The following is a 16,543-nucleotide window of genomic DNA, read 5'->3' as shown; positions in this document are numbered from 1 at the left end:
ACGAATTGTCATTGTGACAAAGGAGACAGGCCAATGGGCGCTATCCATGAAATCGTCTTTGATTGTGCCGAACCCGCCGTACTGGCCTCGTTCTGGGCCAATCTGCTGGAGGGTTATGCGCTGCGCGAGACCCAGACCGATCAGGCATTGAGCTTGGCGCTCGGCCTGGACCCGGACGTGCCCACAATCATGGTGATTGATGGCCCGGGACCCTCGATCTGTTTCCAGAATGTGGATGGCCAGCGGCCCGATAACAACAGGGTCCATTTCGATGTGCAGGTCGGTGACCGCGCCGCCGAAGTTGAGCGCCTCAAAGCCGCTGGCGCGACGGTCGACCGCGTCCTGCCTACCTATACCGTGATGCGCGACCCCGAAGGCAACCAGTTCTGTCTGATCGATCAACGCGAGGCCATGGCAGCCTAGCCAGGCACAGTACCGGCGGCGCGTGCTGACAGGCTCTGTCGCGCCCTCATCCGATTGGTCAGGCCACCAGAAACCGAAGGTCTGCCATGACGTTGAACCCTCAGTGCCCCTCGAAGGCCATGAGGGAATGCACCTGGACGCCTTCTGCGGCCAGCTTGGCCGCGCCGCCGATCTCGGGAAGGTCGATGACGAAGGCCGCGTCGTCGCAGATTGCGCCGGTCCGCCGCATCAGGCCCACGGCCGCGATGGCAGTGCCGCCCGTGGCAATCAGATCATCCACCAGCAGGACCTTGTGCACGTTGCTCAGCACATCGGCATGGATCTCGATCGTGTCCACGCCATATTCGAGCGCATAGTTCTGGCCGATGGTCTCGCCGGGCAACTTGCCCCTTTTGCGCACCGGCACAAAGCCGACACCCATGGCAATTGCCACCCCGGCACCGAAGATGAAGCCGCGCGCTTCGATGCCCGCGACATGGGTAAAGCCCTGTCCGCGGTATTTGCTGGCAATGCGTTCAACACTCTCGCGAAACCCTTCGGGATGCTCGATCAGCGTGGTGATGTCCCGGAACAAGATGCCTTTCTTGGGATAGTCGGGGATCGTGCGGACGAGCGGCTTCAGGTCGAGCGACATCGATGGCCTTGTCAGTTCTTGTGAAAGATCAGGATTTCTTGCGGCCCAGGACATGCCGCGCGATGACGCCGGCATTATAGGCGACATTGCGCGTGGTCGTAATAGCCGTTTCACGTGCCTTGGGATTGTTGACTACGGCCTGCACGCCGGCGCGCACCACCGGATGGCGGCTCATGGCAATGGCGGTGCTGACCACTGTAACGGCAAGGCGAACGGCGGACATCGCGGTTTCCTTTAACAACCCGAACTCTTGACAATATCGCGATTGGGAAGCGCGAAGGCAAGGGGCGCGGTGACGCGGCAGCTGCAAATGATCGCGACAAGCCACAAAGAAAAGAGGCGGCCCCTCAACGCTAAAGCCAGTGCATGCCCTGCGAACGTCGGCGCCACTCGACCATAGGTCTCGTCGCCTTCTCACTCAAATCTCCCCACCGGGGAGTTTTGGCTGCGCGGCGCGCAATGCAAAGGGAGCCTCTCGGGCCCCTCAAACTCAACCGCCGGTGCATGCCCTTCGAGCGCAGCTCCCGGGCCTGACCCACTCAAAACTCCCCACCGGAGAGTTTTGACGGCGCGACGCGCAATGAAAAGGGGGCCCAGAGAGGCCCCCTAGAATGTTGGTTCCGTGCATGCCCTGCGAGCGTAGCTCTTCGGGCCTGACCCACTCAAAACTCCCCACCGGGGAGTTTTGACGGCGCGACGCGCAATGAAAAGGGGGCCCAGAGAGCCCCCCTTGAATGTTGGTCCCGTGCATGCCCTGCGAGCATAGCTCTCCGGGCCTGACCCACTCAAAACTCCCCACCGGGGAGTTTTGACGGCGCGACGCGCCGCCGTGGGTCAGTGCTCGATACCGGCCCAGAGCTTGCGCTTGGTGGCGTACATCAAACCAGCAAACAGCACCAGGAACAGCAGCACCACGAAACCGGTCTGCTTGCGCGACACCAGATGCGGCTCGGCCATCCACATCATGAACGCGGAGACGTCCCTTGAATACTGCTCGACGGTCAACGGGACCTCGACACCATCCTCGCCCGGCACATAGGTCACAGAGCCCTCCGCCAGCGGCGGCGCCATGCCGATGGCGTGGCCGGGGAAGTAGTCGTTGTAGTACTTGCCTTCGGCCAGCTCGAAGCCTTCCGGAGCCGTTTCCGGCACTTCCTCGTGATAGCCATTGAGCAGCGCGTGGATATAGTCCGCGCCGCCTTCCTGGTAGCCGGTGAAGTAGTTGAATACCCAGGTCGGGAACGGATCGACGACGCCACGGGCCTTGGCTAGCACCGAGAAGTCCGGCGGCAGCGAACCACCATTGGCATCACGGGCCTCCTGGTCATTGGCGAAGGGCGCGGGCCACCGATCGGCAGGAATGCCAGGACGGCGGCCACCTTCGGCGGTCTCGTCGACGACTTCGTATTCCGCGGCAAGAGCCTTGACCTGCTCTTCCGAAAAGCCCGGGCCACCCGGCTCGCTGAGGTTGCGGAAAGCCAGCAGATTGGCGCCGTGGCAGCTGGCGCAGACCTCACGGAACACCTGGAAGCCACGCTGCAGCTGATGCTCGTCATAGGTGCCGAAAATGCCCGCAAAGCTCCAGCTCTGGCGCTCTATGGTCGCACCCGCTTCGGCAGCTTGGGCCGACACGGTGGACAAGCCAACCATGGCAGTGACGGCGGCGATGATGAACTTGGTCTTGAACATGTCTATCGTCCCGATCACGCGTGTGCCTTGCCGAGAACGCTCTCGGAAATGCTGGTCGGCAGCGGCTTTGGCGTCTCGATGCGCGAGAGCACCGGCAGCACCACCAGGAAGTAGATGAAGTAGTAGGCCGTGCAGACCTTGGCCAGCACCGTGTAGATGCCCTCTGCCGGCTGCGCACCCAGATAGGTCAGGGCCACGAAATTGATCGCGAACAGCCAGTAGAACCACTTGAACATCGGACGGAACGTGCCTGAGCGGACCTTGGACGTATCGAGCCACGGCACGACCAGCAGCATTACCAGCGCACCGCCCATGGCGATGACGCCGCCGAGCTTGGAGTCGATGAACAGGACGTTGAAGTCGATGGCGCGCAGGATCGTGTAGAACGGCAACAGGTACCATTCGGGCACGATATGGGCCGGCGTCACCTGGCTGTTGGCCATAATGTAGTTGTCGGGATGGCCCAGGATATCCGGCGCGAAGAATACGAACCAGGCGAAGGGGATCATGAAGACCACCATCGCGAACAGATCCTTCATCGTGTAGTACGGGTGGAAGGCCACGGTATCGCGGCTTTCCTTCACCTCAACGCCGATCGGGTTGTTATTGCCCGGCACATGCAGCGCCCAGATATGCAGGCCGACAATGGCCGCAATCACGAAGGGCAGCAGGTAGTGCAGCGAGAAGAAGCGGTTGAGCGTCGGATTGCCCACGGCAAAGCCGCCCAGCACCAGCTGCTTGATGTTTTCGCCGACCACCGGAATGGCCGAGAAAATGTTCGAGATAACCGTTGCACCCCAGAACGACATCTGGCCCCAGGGCAGGATGTAGCCCATGAAGGCAGTGGCGACGGTGAGGATGAAGATCAAGACGCCCAGGATCCAGATGATCTCGCGCGGCGCCTTGTAGGAGCCGTAATAGAGGCCGCGGAACATGTGGATGTAGAGCGCCACGAAGAACATCGAGGCGCCAACCGCGTGCACGGCCTGGATGATGCGGCCGCCATTGACGTCGCGACGGATATGCTCGACCGAGTCGAACGCCATCGCGATATTGGGCGTGTAGTGCATCGCCAGGATGATGCCGGTAACGATCTGAATGCCCAGGCACATCACCAGGATGGCACCGAAGGTCCACCAATAGTTGAGGTTCTTCGGCGTCGGGAAGTCCATCAGGTGCTCTTTGGAGAACCGGATGATCGGCAGGCGGTCATCGAGCCACTTCTCGACGGCATTTCCGGGAGTGTAGGTAGAATGTTCGGACATCGGAAAAGCCCCCACTAGCCGATCTGGATCAGCGTATCGCTGACAAATTCATAAGGCGGCACAACCAGGTTCGTCGGCGCGGGACCACGGCGAATGCGGCCGGCCGAGTCATAGTGCGAACCGTGGCAAGGGCAGAACCAGCCGTCGAAATCGCCCGACTCACCGACCGGAATGCAGCCCAGATGGGTGCAGTTGGCGATCATCACCAGCCACTGCTCGTGACCTTCCTTGGTCCGCTCTGCGTCGGTCTGCGGATCCTTGAGTTCGCTGAGCGGAACCGCGCGCGCCTCTTCGATCTCGGCAGCGGTACGATGCCGCACGAAAACCGGCAGGCCGCGCCAGGTGATCGTCACCGATTGACCCTCGGGGATGGCGGCCACATCGAACTCGATGCTGGCCAGAGCCAGGGTCGAGGCGTCGGGGTTGAGCTGGTTGATCAGCGGCCAGACCACGGCGGCAGCGCCGACCGCGCCGACGGCGCCGGTGGCGACAAAAAGAAAGTCCCGCCGGTTGGTAGATGAATGTTCTGCTTGCGTGGCCAAGGTCCGTATCCCCGTAACATGCACATTTGACGGGGCCGGCTCCCGGCAATGTCGCCCGCATGAGCAGAATCGACCGCCGTGCGCCCTCAAGCGGCCCGTCAGGTCCGTCCTTTTTGCACTGTCACAGGCACTTGTCCAGTGCAGGTGCCGTGACAGCGCACAACTGCGACACTATACCCGAGCCAGCCCGGATTTCCGGGCACTCCATAGACCCGGAGACCGTCTGAAATGTCTATCGACCTGGCCCTCTATCAACCCGACATTGCCGCCAATACCGGCACTCTCCTGAGGCTCGGCGCCTGCATGGGCGTGGTGGTGCATGTCATCCATCCGGCCGGTTTCGCGCTCACCGACCGCAATCTAGCCCGCGCCGGGATGGACTATTTGGACAAGGCGGCGCTGGTCGAGCACAACAGCTTCGCCGCCTTCCGGGACTGGCAGCATGAACAGAACCGGCGGCTGGTCCTGCTCACCACCAAGGCCAGCCAATCGGCCTACCAAACCAGCTACGAAGATGGCGACATCCTGCTGCTCGGCCGCGAAAGCGCCGGCGTGCCCGACAGCGTGGCAGATGCCTCCGATCTCAGAGTCCGCATTCCGATGCGTGCCGGTTTGCGCTCGATCAATGTGGCCATCTCGGGCGCCATGATATTGGGGGAGGCATTGCGGCAGACCAAGGCCCTGCCGGCGATGACGCCCTTTACAGATCCGAGTTGAAGGTTCATTTCCCCGCCATGAACGCGCCAGCCCCCACCCTTCCCGCCGATATCGACACAAAGAAGACCCGCGCCGCCGGCTGGTTCCGCACCCTGCGCGACCGCATTTGCGCCGAACTCGAGGTCATTGAAGCCGAAGTCACCGGCCCCAATGCCGACATGGCACCGGGCAGGTTTGAACGTACCCCCTGGGATCGTGCCGCCGGCGGCGGGGGCGAAATGTCCATGCTGCACGGCCGCGTCTTCGAGAAGGCAGGGGTTCACGTCTCCACCGTTCACGGCCATTTCACCGAGGAATTTGCCCGCCAGATGCCTGGCACCGAGGCCGGGACGGCCTTCTGGAGTTCAGGCATTTCGCTCATCATCCACCCCTGGAACCCCCACGTTCCGGCAGTGCATATGAACACGCGGATGATCGTGACCGGCAAGCAATGGTGGGGCGGCGGCGCCGACCTCACCCCGGTGCTCGATGCGCGCCGGACCCAGACAGACCCGGACGCCCGCGAATTCCACGCCGCCATGAAGGCGGCCTGCGACAGTCGTCCAGGCGTCGATTATGAACGCTTCAAGGCCTGGTGCGACGAGTATTTCTACCTGCCTCACCGCGACGAGCACCGCGGCATTGGCGGCATCTTCTACGATCAGTTCAATTCCGGCGACTGGGAGGCCGACTTCGATTTCACCCAGGCGGTCGGTGAGGCGTTCATCGGCATCTATCCAAAACTGGTACGCCGAAACTTCGAAAAGCCTTGGACAGAGGGCGAGCGCGACGAGCAGCTGATCCGCCGCGGCCGCTATGTCGAATTCAACCTGCTCTACGACCGGGGCACCACCTTCGGTCTCAAGACAGGCGGCAATGTCAATTCGATCCTCTCATCCATGCCGCCCGCGGTGAAGTGGCCCTGAGACGTTTCCCAAGCTTGGCACGACCGGGTCGGCGCCTTTAGGATTCGGTCATGTCCCTCAGCGATCTCGACATCACCGGCTATCGTTCGATTCGGTCCATCCGCTTCCCGCTGAAGCGGCTGACCTGGATCGAGGGGCTGTCCACCATCGGCATTTTTCCTGAGGAATGACCGGAACCTTTTGGGCATACATGCGTTTCATCAGACCCGCCAAAGGGAGTGACAATAGGAGGTTCAGCGATGAAACGCTTTGATTCCGGCACACTCATTCCAGGGTCCACCTGGCGCGCCGAGGCCGAAACCGAGGCCGAAGTGGTGCGGCGAGCGGTCGAAAACATGCGCAATCTCAACGGCGAAACCGAAGTGCGCCCAGACATGGTCGAGCGCATCAAGGAACGCATCGTCGATGTGGACGATATGGGCCGGCAAACCAGACACTGAATGTTCAGCAAGCCCCGGATGACCGGGGCTTCTTCTATCCGCCTGTTGCGATAGGCATTGCGCCCTAGTGAAAAACTCGCTCCAGCAGGGCATCCTTACTGGCGGAAAATTCACTGTCCACCCAGGCCCGCTCCATGATGGCCAAGGCCGCGCCCATGTCCGGCCCCGGTCTCATGCCCCGCGCTTCCAGATCCGCCCCGCCGACAGGCAGCGGCGCCACCGGCAGCCGTCCCAGATCCCGCGCCAGTTCGGCCAGTTGCGCGCGCGACCAGTTCTCTTTGGCAGCGGCCACCGCCAGGCCTTCAACGGCGTCTTCGCCAAAGCGATAGGCGGCCCAGCCGATATCGCCACGGCGCAGCAGGGCAGCGGCTTCGGCAATGTTTTGGGCATGGGCGATGATTGCCTTGCTCAGGCGCCAATCTGCTTGTCGTTGCTCAAGGCTGTCGCGCCCCAACATGGCAAGCCGCGCCGCCGCACCCTGCCCGCCCAGCGCCTCATAGCGCTGCAGGGCCGCTAGGGCGCCCGGCGCCAGGCGTACGAGGCCAAATTGGTCCATCACGCCCAGCGTGGTCGCAACACGTGGCAGCGCCAGCATGCGCAGCAGTTCCGCACCCACACGCTCGCGCGAAATGTGGTCGAGCTCTTCGACTGCATCGCGGCAGGCCGCGAGCCCCTCCGGGTCGAATTTCTCGCCGCCATGACTGGCCGAGAAGCGGAAGAATCGATAGACGCGCAGACCGTCCTCGGCAATCCGTCGCGCCGCATCGCCAATGAACCGCACCCGGCCATTGATGAGGTCGGCGGCGCCCCCCAGCGGATCGAACAGCCGCCCATCGGCAAAACAATAGAGGGCATTGAGGGTGAAGTCCCGCCGCTCGGCATCGGCCACCCAATCGGTCCCGAATTGTACCTGCGCGTGCCGGCCATCGGTTACCACGTCCTGGCGCAGCGTCGTGACCTCAACTGTGGTTCCATCCAGCCGCAAGGTCACCGTGCCATGGTCGATACCCGTGGGATAGGCATCGATCCCGGCGGCCTTGGCGCGCTGCATGACCGCGACCGGTAGCAATTCGGTCGCCATATCAATGTCGGCGTGGTCCCGCATCCGCCCGATCAGGGTGTCGCGCACCACGCCACCAACGGCGCGCGTTCGGCCCTGCGCGCCATCGAGCGCCGCAAATATGGCCTGTACGGCTTGTCGCTCCAGCCACTCCGCACCTTCCAGCCGATCCGGAATCATGCGGCAACCTCGCCGACCACCAGGTCCCGGAACTGCCGGGTCAGATTAGCGGTAATCCCCCAGATCATGTGTCCCTCATGATCGATCTGCCAGGTCGAATGCTCCTTGCCGCCCCGGCTGATGCGGAATCGCCCATAGCTCTCGGCGGCTAGAATGCGGCTCAGGGGCACCTCGAACACCGAATGCACTTCGCCCGGATTGGGCACGAAGGGACCGGTCGGGTTCACCTCCGCAACGACAGGCGTGATCAGGTAATTGGTGCCGGTGTAGTAGGTGGGCATATAGCCCAGGATCGTTGCGTCCTCGGCCGACATGCTGACTTCTTCATGGGCTTCGCGCAGCGCAGCCGCAGCCGCTCCCTGGTCCGAGCCATCGATCTTGCCACCGGGAAAGGCCACTTGTCCCGAATGGGCCCGCAGATCGGGCGAGCGCTCGGTATAGAGCACGGTGTGCCCCTCGGGGCGCCGCACCAGGGCAATCAGCACGGCCGCGGGCACCGGCGGCCGTTCGAACGGCTTGACCGGCTGCCAGTCCGGTACAAGGTCGTGCGAATGGGGCAGTGCGGGCGCGTCAGCCAGCAATCTGGCCGACAGGAGCCGGACTATGTCAAAACCTGAATCCAAATCGCACCCGGCGTGAAATCAACGTGACGGCCTGAATGTAAGCAAGCCATCCCGATCCTGCACCCCTTTTTGGTGTCAGTCCTCGGTCTCGAAAGCCGCGATCTCACCCTTGAGCGACTTGGCCAGGCTCTTGTCCTCGGACAAGAGCAGGACCCGTGTCGGATCCACCGGCCCGGGAAACTGGATATTGCCCGGCGTCGTGATCTCCCAGCCGAGCGGGCAGTAATAATCCTGGTCTCCAACCAGCAGCACGAACTGTCCTTCGCCCCGCGCCATGGCCAGTTTGGCGACCTCGCGCGCCAGGAGCTTTCCGGCACCGCGCTTGCGGAAATTGGGATGGGTGGCCAGCGGGCCCAGAAGATAGCCTTTCAGCCCATCCACGCTGATCGGGGTCATCCACACCGAGCCGCAGGCCGTGCCATCCACCTCGGCGATCAGGCTCAGGCTGGGATCGATGGGAAAGCGCTCCCGCACGCGAAACGCCGTGCGTGCAAACCGCCCCGGGCCAAAGGCAATGGCCTGCAAATCCTCGACGAAAACATCATCGGCGGGCGTGGCGGCCCGAACGGACAATTGGCCGGCAGCAGGAGAAGGCGCGGCCTCGGCCGCAACGAGCGTGGTCATGGGTCTGATCCAGAAAAAGATGTGCAGATAAACATGCGGATCGGCCAACGGCCCTCCGCTCTAAACGACCAACTAGGGTCGTCGGTTCATCTGCAAAACCTTCACCATCCTGGACGCCTCCACGTCTGGAATCCGATTAGCACCCACTGGGTTGGTCGTAAATGGGAATTTTGGCCCCATGCTTCCAAATTCCTTTTCCGGTTTCGCGCCAGTGTTGCCCAATCACGCAACAATCTGTTGCCGCCCACGTCCTTTTTGCCGCTCGTCCCGTTTCTTAAGTAGAGACCGGAGCAAAAATCACGCGCGCATTACGCCATCAAATCCGGCAATGCCGACATCAAGATGACCGAAAGGAACTTTCAATGGGACAGTTGATCGACGGAAAATGGTCCACCCAGTGGTATGACACCAAGAAATCGGGGGGCAAATTCGTCCGTTCGCAGGCCGGCTTCCGCAACTGGATCACCGCTGACGGCAGCCCCGGCCCGTCCGGTGAAGGCGGCTTTGCCGCGGAGGCAGACCGGTATCACCTCTATGTTTCCCTCGCCTGTCCCTGGGCGCATCGCACGCTGATTTTCCGCAAGCTCAAGGAGCTGGAGAACCTGATTTCGGTCTCTGTCGTCTCCCCGAAAATGCCCGACGAAACCGGATGGAGCTTCAAAACCGAAGAAGGCTCGACCGGCGATGAGCTGCTCGGCAAGGACACGCTCTGGCAGGTCTATACGCAGGCTGTGCCCGACTATACCGGCCGCGTGACAGTGCCCGTGCTGTGGGACAAGAAGACCGGCACGATCGTCTCCAACGAAAGTTCGGAGATCATTCGCATGTTCAATTCAGCCTTCAACGAATTGACCGGCAATACGGAGGATTTCTACCCCGAACCACTGCGCGAGAAGATCGACGCCATCAATAGCAGGGTCTATGACGACATCAACAATGGCGTCTACAAGGCCGGTTTCGCCACCGCCCAGGACGCCTATGACGAGGCGGTCACCAAGCTGTTCGATGCGCTCGACTGGGTCGAGGGCCTATTGGGCGACACCGCTTATCTGACCGGTGACGCCATCACCGAGGCCGACTGGCGGCTGTTCACCACGCTGGTGCGGTTCGACGCGGTCTATGTCGGTCACTTCAAATGCAACCGCCAGCGCATCGCGGACTATCCGAACCTCAGCCACTACTTGAAGGCGCTCTACGAGGTGCCGGGCGTCAAGGAAACGGTCGATCTCGACCATATCCGCACGCATTATTACTGGAGCCACACCACCATCAATCCGCACCGGATTGTGCCCATCGGGCCGGATCTGCCGTTCCTGGATTGAGCGGCTGCCCGCGACGCCACTTTTCCTCTCCCCCTCGGGGAGAGGTGGCTCGGCGAAGCCGAGTCGGTGAGGGGAAACCTTCCGCGGCGCTGATGCTGTGGTGAAATCCCCCTCATCCGGCGCTACGCGCCACCTTCTCCCCGACGGGGAGAAGAATCGGAAGGATCGCAGATCCTCAATACCCCCAGATCGACCGCTTTTCGACGCCGTCGAAATACTCATCGATCCGCTGGCTGGTCGCGGGTGTGACTTTTTCGGGCAGATTATGGCGGTCGAACCAGCCCACTTCCGCGATCTCGTAATCCGGCTTGCGCTCAAACTCGAAATTGAACGACTTGGCGACATAGAACGCCACGTGGTCCCGGTTCGTGACAGGGCTGGTATTGTGGTAGAGCCCGAACAGCTCCATGGGCCCGGTCACCCGATAGCCGGTTTCCTCCAGCGTCTCGCGCGCCCCAGCCTCTTCGAAGGTCTCGCCCGGTCCGACGCCGCCGCCGGGAAACTGCCAGCCGGGCACATAGGTATGGCGGATCAGCAGTACCTTGTCGCCATCCACCACCATGACCCGCGCGCCCACCGTCATGCGATGCCAGAGGCCCTTGAGGGTCAGGAAGGCAGTCGCGCGGACGCGCTGGAAGCGATTCATCATGGTCTTGGCTCCATCGTTTCGCCATGGCTAGCAGAGCTTTGCCCGCGACAAAATCGTGCGTTGTGTCGATTGAACGTTTTCTTGTCCGTGACGTTCTGGCACAACCCCCCGCGATGATCACCCTGGCGCACATCTCCGACATCCACCTGTCCCCCATGCCTGAGGTGGGTTTTCGCGATCTTTTGGGCAAACGCCTGACCGGTTATCTCAACTGGAAGCTCAAGCGTCATGGCGAGATGAACACCGAGACGCTGGCCCGCCTCGTCGCCCATATGCGCGAGCAGAATGCCGACTTCACCGCCGTGACCGGTGACCTCACCAATCTGGCGCTCGACAGCGAAGTCGAACGCGCCGGCCGCTGGCTGCGCGAACTGGGCGGCGCCGACAAGACCGTGGTCTGCCCCGGCAATCACGACGCCTATGTCCCAGGCGCGCTGGAATATGCCCAGAGCGAATGGGGCGACTATCTCAAGGGTGAAACCGTGGAAGGTCAGGCCTTCCCCTTCGTCCGCCGCGTGGGCGAAGTGGCCATCATTTCCTGTTCCAGCGCCGTGCCCACTGCGCCCTTTTTCGCCATTGGCCGTTTCGAGGAAAAACAGGCCGCCCGCCTCAAGCGCATTCTTAAGCTCCTGGGCGATGCCGGCTATTTCCGCGTCGTGCTGATCCATCACCCGCCCAATGCGGAGCTGCAGCACCCCAGCTTCGGCCTCAAGGGCCATCGCATCTTCCGCCGCGTCATCACGGAGGAAGGGGCCGAACTGGTTTTGCACGGCCACACCCATCGCTCCTCGATCCATCATATCCCGGGCAAGAACCACGAAGTGCCGGTGATCGGCGTCGCCGCCGCCAGCGCCGCCCAGGGCGGCACGCTGGACGACCCGGCCCGCTACAATCTCTTCCGCATCGAGAAATCCGGCGATGAATGGCGCTGCACCATGCGCGAATACGGCTTCCAGCGCCTGGGTGCCGACATCGTCATGCGCATGCAGATGCGGATCTACTGAACGGCCGCTTCGCGGCAAAATCGCTCCGGTGGAGCGATTTTAAGGCAGGAGGCCACGAAGGCTGCGCCTGAGTGGCTGGGCACACATTCGCCACCCCTCGCCCGCAACCGCTGTTTTAGCCATGCGCCGCCGACCCTCGTCGCTACCGGTTCCAACTATCTAGTTCGGCACACGCCCCCGCACCGCATGGACGCGACCCCGCGCCATCCATTCCCCCGAACCGCGAGACGCCCGGACGGTGTTGCGAACCTGCTCCAGTTGATCAGCGCTGAGCTTGGGAAGCACCTGTCCTATACCGGGAGCAGATGTGGCGGTCGACCAATAGGCGTCAAAGGAAGGGAACGTCCGGCTCGCCGTGATTTCCCGCGTTTCCACATCAACAAGACCGGCATCTGTCCACAAGCGATCGAGCGCATCCAGCCGCGCCACCTCCGGATGTGGCGGCAGCAAAGCCTCCACCCCAGCCTCGCTAAGGGCAACGTGCACATCTTCATAAGGAAAGCCGCCGCCTTCAAGATCCCACGCATAGGCAGCAACGACGCCCCCGCCGCGCACGACCCGCCGCATTTCAACAGTCCCGCGCGCCGGCTCCGGAACAAAGAAGATCACCAGCGCCATGATCGCTGCGTCAAAGGCGCCGTCCGGATAAGGAAGCTCCAGAGCGGAGCCCAGTGTAAACTTTGCAACGCCTGCCTGATGGCGCTTGCGGGCATAGGCCAACTGGGCTTCGGAGGGATCAATGCCTTCAACCAATGCCGGCTGTGCCCTCTCGACAATCAGTTCCGTCGAAGCACCGTTGCCGCAGCCGATATCGACCCAATTTGCGCCTGCTGGCACGTCCAGCCAGTCGAGAAACGGGGCGCCCACCAAAGCGCTCCACACGCCCATCATGGACTCATAAGTCTCGCCGTCTTGAAACTGGATCGCCTCAGCCATCTCGTCCTCCTCAGGTCAGGCAAAAAAGCGCTCACTAGGGGTGCTGGTTTGGGGCCGTGTCGGCGCGCAAACTGGCGTGAAGACCACATATGCCGCACTCGAGCGGCTATCGCATCCGCAGCAGGCAACCGGACAAGAATAGACCTGCTTGAACCCTATAGCCAGAGACACGTGGACAGCGCACACGCGCACCTCTGGCGAGCAGCACCGGAATGACGATGTTCATTCCTGCGGGTCGGTCGCAATCATGCTGGCCACTGCCCGATCCGTCTCGCGCTCGCTGGCGGCCAACCCCGCCGCCACCCCTCGGCGGTTCTGCTCGGGCTAGTTTTGGCTCATCTTGCTTTTGCCCTCGATGCGGGTAATCGAGAGGCGAAGTCCCACAATGCCCTTGAGCTGGCTTTCGATGTAGGTGTCGGGCGCGTCAGTGATCGCCCACGGCTTCGCGCGAGCCTGCTCGTAGAGGTCGGTGAGGCGGCTGACCGCCTGGTGCAGTCGGTCGCGATCCTCGAAGAATTCGACCTCGCCATAGGCGTGGACGGCCGAGTAATTCCACGTCGGCACGACCTTCCCATGGTCCTGCTTGGTCGCGTACCAGCTTGGGGTGATATAGGCATCGGGGCCCGAGAAGATCACCATCGCCTCGCCCATTGCTGGCGTCTTCCATTGCGGATTGGCCTTGGCAAGGTGCCCCAGCAGCACACCGTGCTCTCCCTGTTTTCGTCCAGGATCAGCGGCAAGGGCGTGGCCATCAGCCCCTCGGCCGTGGCGGTCACGAGGGTCGCGAGGCGTGCTTCGCGGATGATCTGACGCAGGACGAATGGATCGTCCTCGCGGAAAGCTGGAGGTGTGTACATGCCATACTAATAACAAACCGCGGCCTACCGCACCAATTCACATGCGTGATGGCAGATATCAGAGGCGGGAATTCCATGCGTGAACTACGCTTCGCGCACGACAACTTTACGAGCCAAGAGCCCGCTGCAATCCGTCCAAGCTTGTACATCGATCCTTAATTCGCAGCACCTAATTTCCTGGCAAAAGCATAGGGGGGGCTTCGATGACCTTTCATTTTCGTGATGCTGCAGTGGCTGCTGCAGGTCTTTTCCTGCTCTGCGTCGGCCCGACGGCCGCCAACTCCACGATTCTGACCATTAGCGGGATGATCGACGGCGGTGAGGTCCACTTTTCGCTCGACGACATCGAGGCTATGGGTTCAGCGAAAATAGTAACAGAAACCCCCTGGCACAGCGGCAGGGTCACCTTCGAAGGCGTGCCCCTGGTCCGACTGATGGATGAAATAAGCGCGGCCGGCGAAACGGTTTTCGTGCTTGCACTGAACGACTACAGCACAGAAATCCCCATCTCCGATTTCGCAAAGTTCCAGCCGATTCTCGCCTTCAAAGCGGATGGTGAGTACATGGACGTCTCCAATAAGGGGCCGCTCTTCATCGTCTATCCCTATGACGAAAACCCCGAACTCCAGAGTGAACTCTACTATTCACGCTCTGCTTGGCAGGTGCGGCGGATGGAAATCGAGTAAGAGTTAGCCTGTCTAGGAGCCCGTCGTGCTGTCGACCTTCCGTTGGATCGCTACCCTTCTACTGCTCATCCTCGGCATCGCAGCGATATCCTTTTCCAATGTCGTGGAGACGACGGGTGATGCTCTTGGCCGGGTCATGCGCTACGACGTGGCCTGGTCGGGGGCACAGGGCCGGCAGGAGGCGGCGCGTCTGCAAACACAGACGGTCCTCTTCGTCTCTGGTGAAGGAAGTCGCGCGGACCTCCAGCTCGCCTACGACATCATGCTAAACCGAATGCAGATATGGAATTCCGGTGATTTCCGGTCATTCCTTGACCGAAATGAGCGGGCCGCTGAGCGATTTGTCGAGCTACAAGAGGCAATCTCAAGGTTCGGCAACTGGCTCGGGGGCGATCAGCATTCCCCGAAAGATCTCCTTGAGGTGGCCGACGCGATCAAGCGGCAGGCAGATCGGCTCGGCACGAACGCCCATACCGCGAGCGTCAACGACATCGCGGATATTAGGGAAGCCCTTCGCGGCAAGCAGGAGCTCCAGAGGGGCTTGATATACGCGCTGTTCGCGGTCGGGCTTGTTTTGATAGGAATGACCCTATTTCAAAACAGATCTCTGAGGCTGGCTGGGCGAGCAAGCGAGGAGAATGCCAGGCGCATGCAGCATCTGGCACGACACGATCTCCTGACCAATCTGGTCAATCGCGCTGGTTTCAACATCGCCTTCCGTCGCACTCTTGGAGGGACAAACGCAGGTCAGTCCCAGGTCGCTATCCTGGCAACGGATCTGGATGGCTTCAAAGCCATAAATGACACCCTCGGCCATGCGGCGGGCGATGCACTTCTGCAATCCGTTGGCAGAAGGCTAAGTGAATGTGTGGCCTCCTGGAATCCTCGAAACGTCGTCTCCAGGTTCGGTGGCGACGAATTTGTCATTATGCTCTTTCTCGATCCCGGGACTGATCCGGTTGGCTTGGCTCATGAACTTCGAGACCTGCTGCGTGCGCCACACGAGCTCGAAGTCGGTTCGGTGTTCGTTGACGCAACCATCGGTGTCGCACTTTCCGGAGCTTCGGCCGAAGTCAACGCGCGGCTCCCGATCGACGCTGACTTGGCACTGACCAAAGCCAAGGCCACAGGCAAGGGTACTGTCTTGCTGTTTAACGCTTCGATGCGCCAGGAATTTGCCAGGCAGGTCGAGCTCGAGCGCGATCTGGAACAGGCTCTGAACCTCGGACAGATTGTCGCCCATTATCAGCCGCTGGTCGATCTTGCCACAGGACGCGTAGTGGGGGTCGAGGCACTAGCGCGCTGGCACCACCCCAGCCGGGGTTGGATATCGCCTGCTGAGTTCATCCCCGTCGCCGAGGCTTCAGGTCAGATCGTGACTCTCGGTCGCGCCGTGTTGAGGGCTGCCTGCTGTGACGGCCTGCTGCTGCCGGAACACATCACCATGTCCGTCAACATGTCCGTGGCGCAGCTTATGCGGACCGATGTGGTCGATGAGATCATGTCGTTTCTGGAATCCTCCGGCTTCCCAGCCGAACGGCTGAAGCTTGAGGTGACTGAATCGGTGGTGATGGAAGATGCAGCCAGAGGCCTTGCAGTACTGCAACGCTTGAAAGCGGCTGGGATCAGAATCGCGCTCGACGATTTCGGAACAGGCTACTCGGCCTTGTCCTATCTGCATCAGTTTCCCTGGGACCAGCTGAAAATTGACCGCAGCTTCATTGAGGCGATGGGCAGCGATGAACGAAGTAAGGCCACCGTCGAAAGCGTTATCGCACTGGCGGGCCGGATGGGAATCGAGGTTGTCGCGGAAGGGATCGAGGAAAGGTGGCAGGAACAACTCCTCCTCAAGCACAACTGTGAAATCGGTCAGGGCTATCTATTCGGGCGCCCCATGCCCCTGGAGGAACTTTCGCTCTTCCTACTCAGGAGAGTGCATCCCACTCACCCCCCTTTCCTCCTGGCGGGGAATGGCAGTTGATAGAGT

The 16,543-nt window shown here is 61.5% G+C and carries 18 protein-coding genes and 1 pseudogene; 8 read left to right on the top strand and 11 right to left on the bottom strand.

Annotated features, from left to right (window positions below; genetic code table 11):
* The first annotated feature begins 33 nt into the window (after positions 1–33).
* Positions 34–423: a VOC family protein gene (locus tag ACE4RL_RS07995; RefSeq protein ID WP_375599970.1), complete on the top strand. Its 390-nt coding sequence runs from the start codon at positions 34–36 to the stop codon at positions 421–423.
* A gap of 100 nt (positions 424–523) precedes the next feature.
* Here the strand turns inward: ACE4RL_RS07995 and ACE4RL_RS07990 are convergent, their stop codons facing one another.
* From ACE4RL_RS07990 to petA, 5 genes are all read right to left on the bottom strand, one after another.
* Entirely contained in the window at positions 524–1,057 is a 534-nt protein-coding gene (locus ACE4RL_RS07990) for an adenine phosphoribosyltransferase (RefSeq protein ID WP_375599969.1), read from the bottom strand.
* Positions 1,058–1,085: 28 nt separating this feature from the next.
* Positions 1,086–1,280: a hypothetical protein gene (locus ACE4RL_RS07985; RefSeq protein ID WP_375599968.1), complete on the bottom strand. Its 195-nt coding sequence runs from the start codon at positions 1,278–1,280 to the stop codon at positions 1,086–1,088.
* A gap of 611 nt (positions 1,281–1,891) precedes the next feature.
* Entirely contained in the window at positions 1,892–2,746 is an 855-nt protein-coding gene (locus ACE4RL_RS07980; protein WP_375599967.1) for a cytochrome c1, read from the bottom strand.
* 14 nt (positions 2,747–2,760) lie between these two features.
* Complete coding sequence (locus ACE4RL_RS07975; protein WP_375599966.1) at positions 2,761–4,011, bottom strand: cytochrome bc complex cytochrome b subunit; 1,251 nt, start codon at positions 4,009–4,011, stop codon at positions 2,761–2,763.
* A 14-nt stretch (positions 4,012–4,025) separates the two neighbouring features.
* Entirely contained in the window at positions 4,026–4,553 is a 528-nt protein-coding gene (gene petA / locus ACE4RL_RS07970) for a ubiquinol-cytochrome c reductase iron-sulfur subunit (RefSeq protein WP_375599965.1), read from the bottom strand.
* Between the two features lie 228 nt (positions 4,554–4,781).
* Here petA and ACE4RL_RS07965 point away from each other — a divergent pair, with 228 nt between their 5' ends.
* The 3 genes from ACE4RL_RS07965 to ACE4RL_RS07955 all read left to right on the top strand — a co-directional run bounded on the left by ACE4RL_RS07965 (position 4,782) and on the right by ACE4RL_RS07955 (position 6,615).
* A complete protein-coding gene (locus ACE4RL_RS07965; RefSeq protein ID WP_375599964.1) occupies positions 4,782–5,270 on the top strand; it encodes a tRNA (cytidine(34)-2'-O)-methyltransferase in 489 nt (162 codons plus the stop codon).
* A 17-nt stretch (positions 5,271–5,287) separates the two neighbouring features.
* Complete coding sequence (hemF, locus tag ACE4RL_RS07960; protein ID WP_375599963.1) at positions 5,288–6,175, top strand: oxygen-dependent coproporphyrinogen oxidase; 888 nt, start codon at positions 5,288–5,290, stop codon at positions 6,173–6,175.
* 239 nt (positions 6,176–6,414) lie between these two features.
* On the top strand, positions 6,415–6,615 hold the full coding sequence (locus ACE4RL_RS07955; RefSeq protein ID WP_375599962.1) for a DUF1059 domain-containing protein: 201 nt from the start codon (positions 6,415–6,417) through the stop codon (positions 6,613–6,615).
* A 64-nt stretch (positions 6,616–6,679) separates the two neighbouring features.
* On the opposite strand, the gene ACE4RL_RS07950 is transcribed toward ACE4RL_RS07955, so the two are convergent.
* The 3 genes from ACE4RL_RS07950 to ACE4RL_RS07940 all read right to left on the bottom strand — a co-directional run bounded on the left by ACE4RL_RS07950 (position 6,680) and on the right by ACE4RL_RS07940 (position 9,102).
* Positions 6,680–7,855, bottom strand: a complete 1,176-nt coding sequence (locus tag ACE4RL_RS07950; RefSeq protein WP_375599961.1) for a CCA tRNA nucleotidyltransferase — start codon at positions 7,853–7,855, stop codon at positions 6,680–6,682.
* On the bottom strand, positions 7,852–8,478 hold the full coding sequence (locus tag ACE4RL_RS07945) for a CoA pyrophosphatase (RefSeq protein ID WP_375599960.1): 627 nt from the start codon (positions 8,476–8,478) through the stop codon (positions 7,852–7,854). The genes ACE4RL_RS07950 and ACE4RL_RS07945 overlap by 4 nt, the downstream gene beginning before the upstream one ends.
* A gap of 75 nt (positions 8,479–8,553) precedes the next feature.
* Complete coding sequence (locus tag ACE4RL_RS07940; protein WP_375599959.1) at positions 8,554–9,102, bottom strand: GNAT family N-acetyltransferase; 549 nt, start codon at positions 9,100–9,102, stop codon at positions 8,554–8,556.
* Positions 9,103–9,464: 362 nt separating this feature from the next.
* On the opposite strand from ACE4RL_RS07940, the gene ACE4RL_RS07935 reads away from it, so the two are divergent.
* Positions 9,465–10,424: a glutathione S-transferase family protein gene (locus ACE4RL_RS07935; protein WP_375599958.1), complete on the top strand. Its 960-nt coding sequence runs from the start codon at positions 9,465–9,467 to the stop codon at positions 10,422–10,424.
* Between the two features lie 175 nt (positions 10,425–10,599).
* On the opposite strand, the gene ACE4RL_RS07930 is transcribed toward ACE4RL_RS07935, so the two are convergent.
* The gene (locus ACE4RL_RS07930; protein WP_246204692.1) at positions 10,600–11,073 is read right to left on the bottom strand and encodes an NUDIX domain-containing protein; all 474 of its coding nucleotides are present in this window, start codon (positions 11,071–11,073) and stop codon (positions 10,600–10,602) included.
* Positions 11,074–11,135: 62 nt separating this feature from the next.
* On the opposite strand from ACE4RL_RS07930, the gene ACE4RL_RS07925 reads away from it, so the two are divergent.
* Positions 11,136–12,077, top strand: a complete 942-nt coding sequence (locus ACE4RL_RS07925; protein WP_375599957.1) for a metallophosphoesterase family protein — start codon at positions 11,136–11,138, stop codon at positions 12,075–12,077.
* A gap of 159 nt (positions 12,078–12,236) precedes the next feature.
* On the opposite strand, the gene ACE4RL_RS07920 is transcribed toward ACE4RL_RS07925, so the two are convergent.
* The gene (locus tag ACE4RL_RS07920; RefSeq protein WP_375599956.1) at positions 12,237–13,013 is read right to left on the bottom strand and encodes a class I SAM-dependent methyltransferase; all 777 of its coding nucleotides are present in this window, start codon (positions 13,011–13,013) and stop codon (positions 12,237–12,239) included.
* A 222-nt stretch (positions 13,014–13,235) separates the two neighbouring features.
* Positions 13,236–13,870 (bottom strand): annotated as a pseudogene (locus ACE4RL_RS07915) (FMN-binding negative transcriptional regulator).
* A 203-nt stretch (positions 13,871–14,073) separates the two neighbouring features.
* Between ACE4RL_RS07915 and ACE4RL_RS07910 the strand changes: the two are divergent.
* A complete protein-coding gene (locus ACE4RL_RS07910) occupies positions 14,074–14,556 on the top strand; it encodes a molybdopterin-dependent oxidoreductase (protein WP_375599955.1) in 483 nt (160 codons plus the stop codon).
* Positions 14,557–14,581: 25 nt separating this feature from the next.
* Entirely contained in the window at positions 14,582–16,537 is a 1,956-nt protein-coding gene (locus tag ACE4RL_RS07905) for a putative bifunctional diguanylate cyclase/phosphodiesterase (protein WP_375599954.1), read from the top strand.
* Positions 16,538–16,543 lie beyond the last annotated feature (6 nt).

It is taken from the genome of Devosia polycyclovorans, from assembly GCF_042181575.1.
GTDB lineage: Bacteria > Pseudomonadota > Alphaproteobacteria > Rhizobiales > Devosiaceae > Devosia > Devosia polycyclovorans.
Note: the sequence above shows the minus strand (reverse complement) of the source record. Positions and strands in the feature narration are given on the sequence as shown.

Bases quoted from the DNA above. Each gene is read 5' to 3' on its own strand.
- ACE4RL_RS07995 (WP_375599970.1), top strand. From the start codon at position 34: ATGGGCGCTATCCATGAAATCGTCTTTGATTGTGCCGAACCCGCCGTA.
- ACE4RL_RS07990 (WP_375599969.1), bottom strand. From the start codon at position 1,057: ATGTCGCTCGACCTGAAGCCGCTCGTCCGCACGATCCCCGACTATCCC.
- ACE4RL_RS07985 (WP_375599968.1), bottom strand. From the start codon at position 1,280: ATGTCCGCCGTTCGCCTTGCCGTTACAGTGGTCAGCACCGCCATTGCC.
- ACE4RL_RS07980 (WP_375599967.1), bottom strand. From the start codon at position 2,746: ATGTTCAAGACCAAGTTCATCATCGCCGCCGTCACTGCCATGGTTGGC.
- ACE4RL_RS07975 (WP_375599966.1), bottom strand. From the start codon at position 4,011: ATGTCCGAACATTCTACCTACACTCCCGGAAATGCCGTCGAGAAGTGG.
- ACE4RL_RS07965 (WP_375599964.1), top strand. From the start codon at position 4,782: ATGTCTATCGACCTGGCCCTCTATCAACCCGACATTGCCGCCAATACC.
- hemF (WP_375599963.1), top strand. From the start codon at position 5,288: ATGAACGCGCCAGCCCCCACCCTTCCCGCCGATATCGACACAAAGAAG.
- ACE4RL_RS07955 (WP_375599962.1), top strand. From the start codon at position 6,415: ATGAAACGCTTTGATTCCGGCACACTCATTCCAGGGTCCACCTGGCGC.
- ACE4RL_RS07950 (WP_375599961.1), bottom strand. From the start codon at position 7,855: ATGATTCCGGATCGGCTGGAAGGTGCGGAGTGGCTGGAGCGACAAGCC.
- ACE4RL_RS07940 (WP_375599959.1), bottom strand. From the start codon at position 9,102: ATGACCACGCTCGTTGCGGCCGAGGCCGCGCCTTCTCCTGCTGCCGGC.
- ACE4RL_RS07935 (WP_375599958.1), top strand. From the start codon at position 9,465: ATGGGACAGTTGATCGACGGAAAATGGTCCACCCAGTGGTATGACACC.
- ACE4RL_RS07930 (WP_246204692.1), bottom strand. From the start codon at position 11,073: ATGATGAATCGCTTCCAGCGCGTCCGCGCGACTGCCTTCCTGACCCTC.
- ACE4RL_RS07920 (WP_375599956.1), bottom strand. From the start codon at position 13,013: ATGGCTGAGGCGATCCAGTTTCAAGACGGCGAGACTTATGAGTCCATG.
- ACE4RL_RS07910 (WP_375599955.1), top strand. From the start codon at position 14,074: ATGACCTTTCATTTTCGTGATGCTGCAGTGGCTGCTGCAGGTCTTTTC.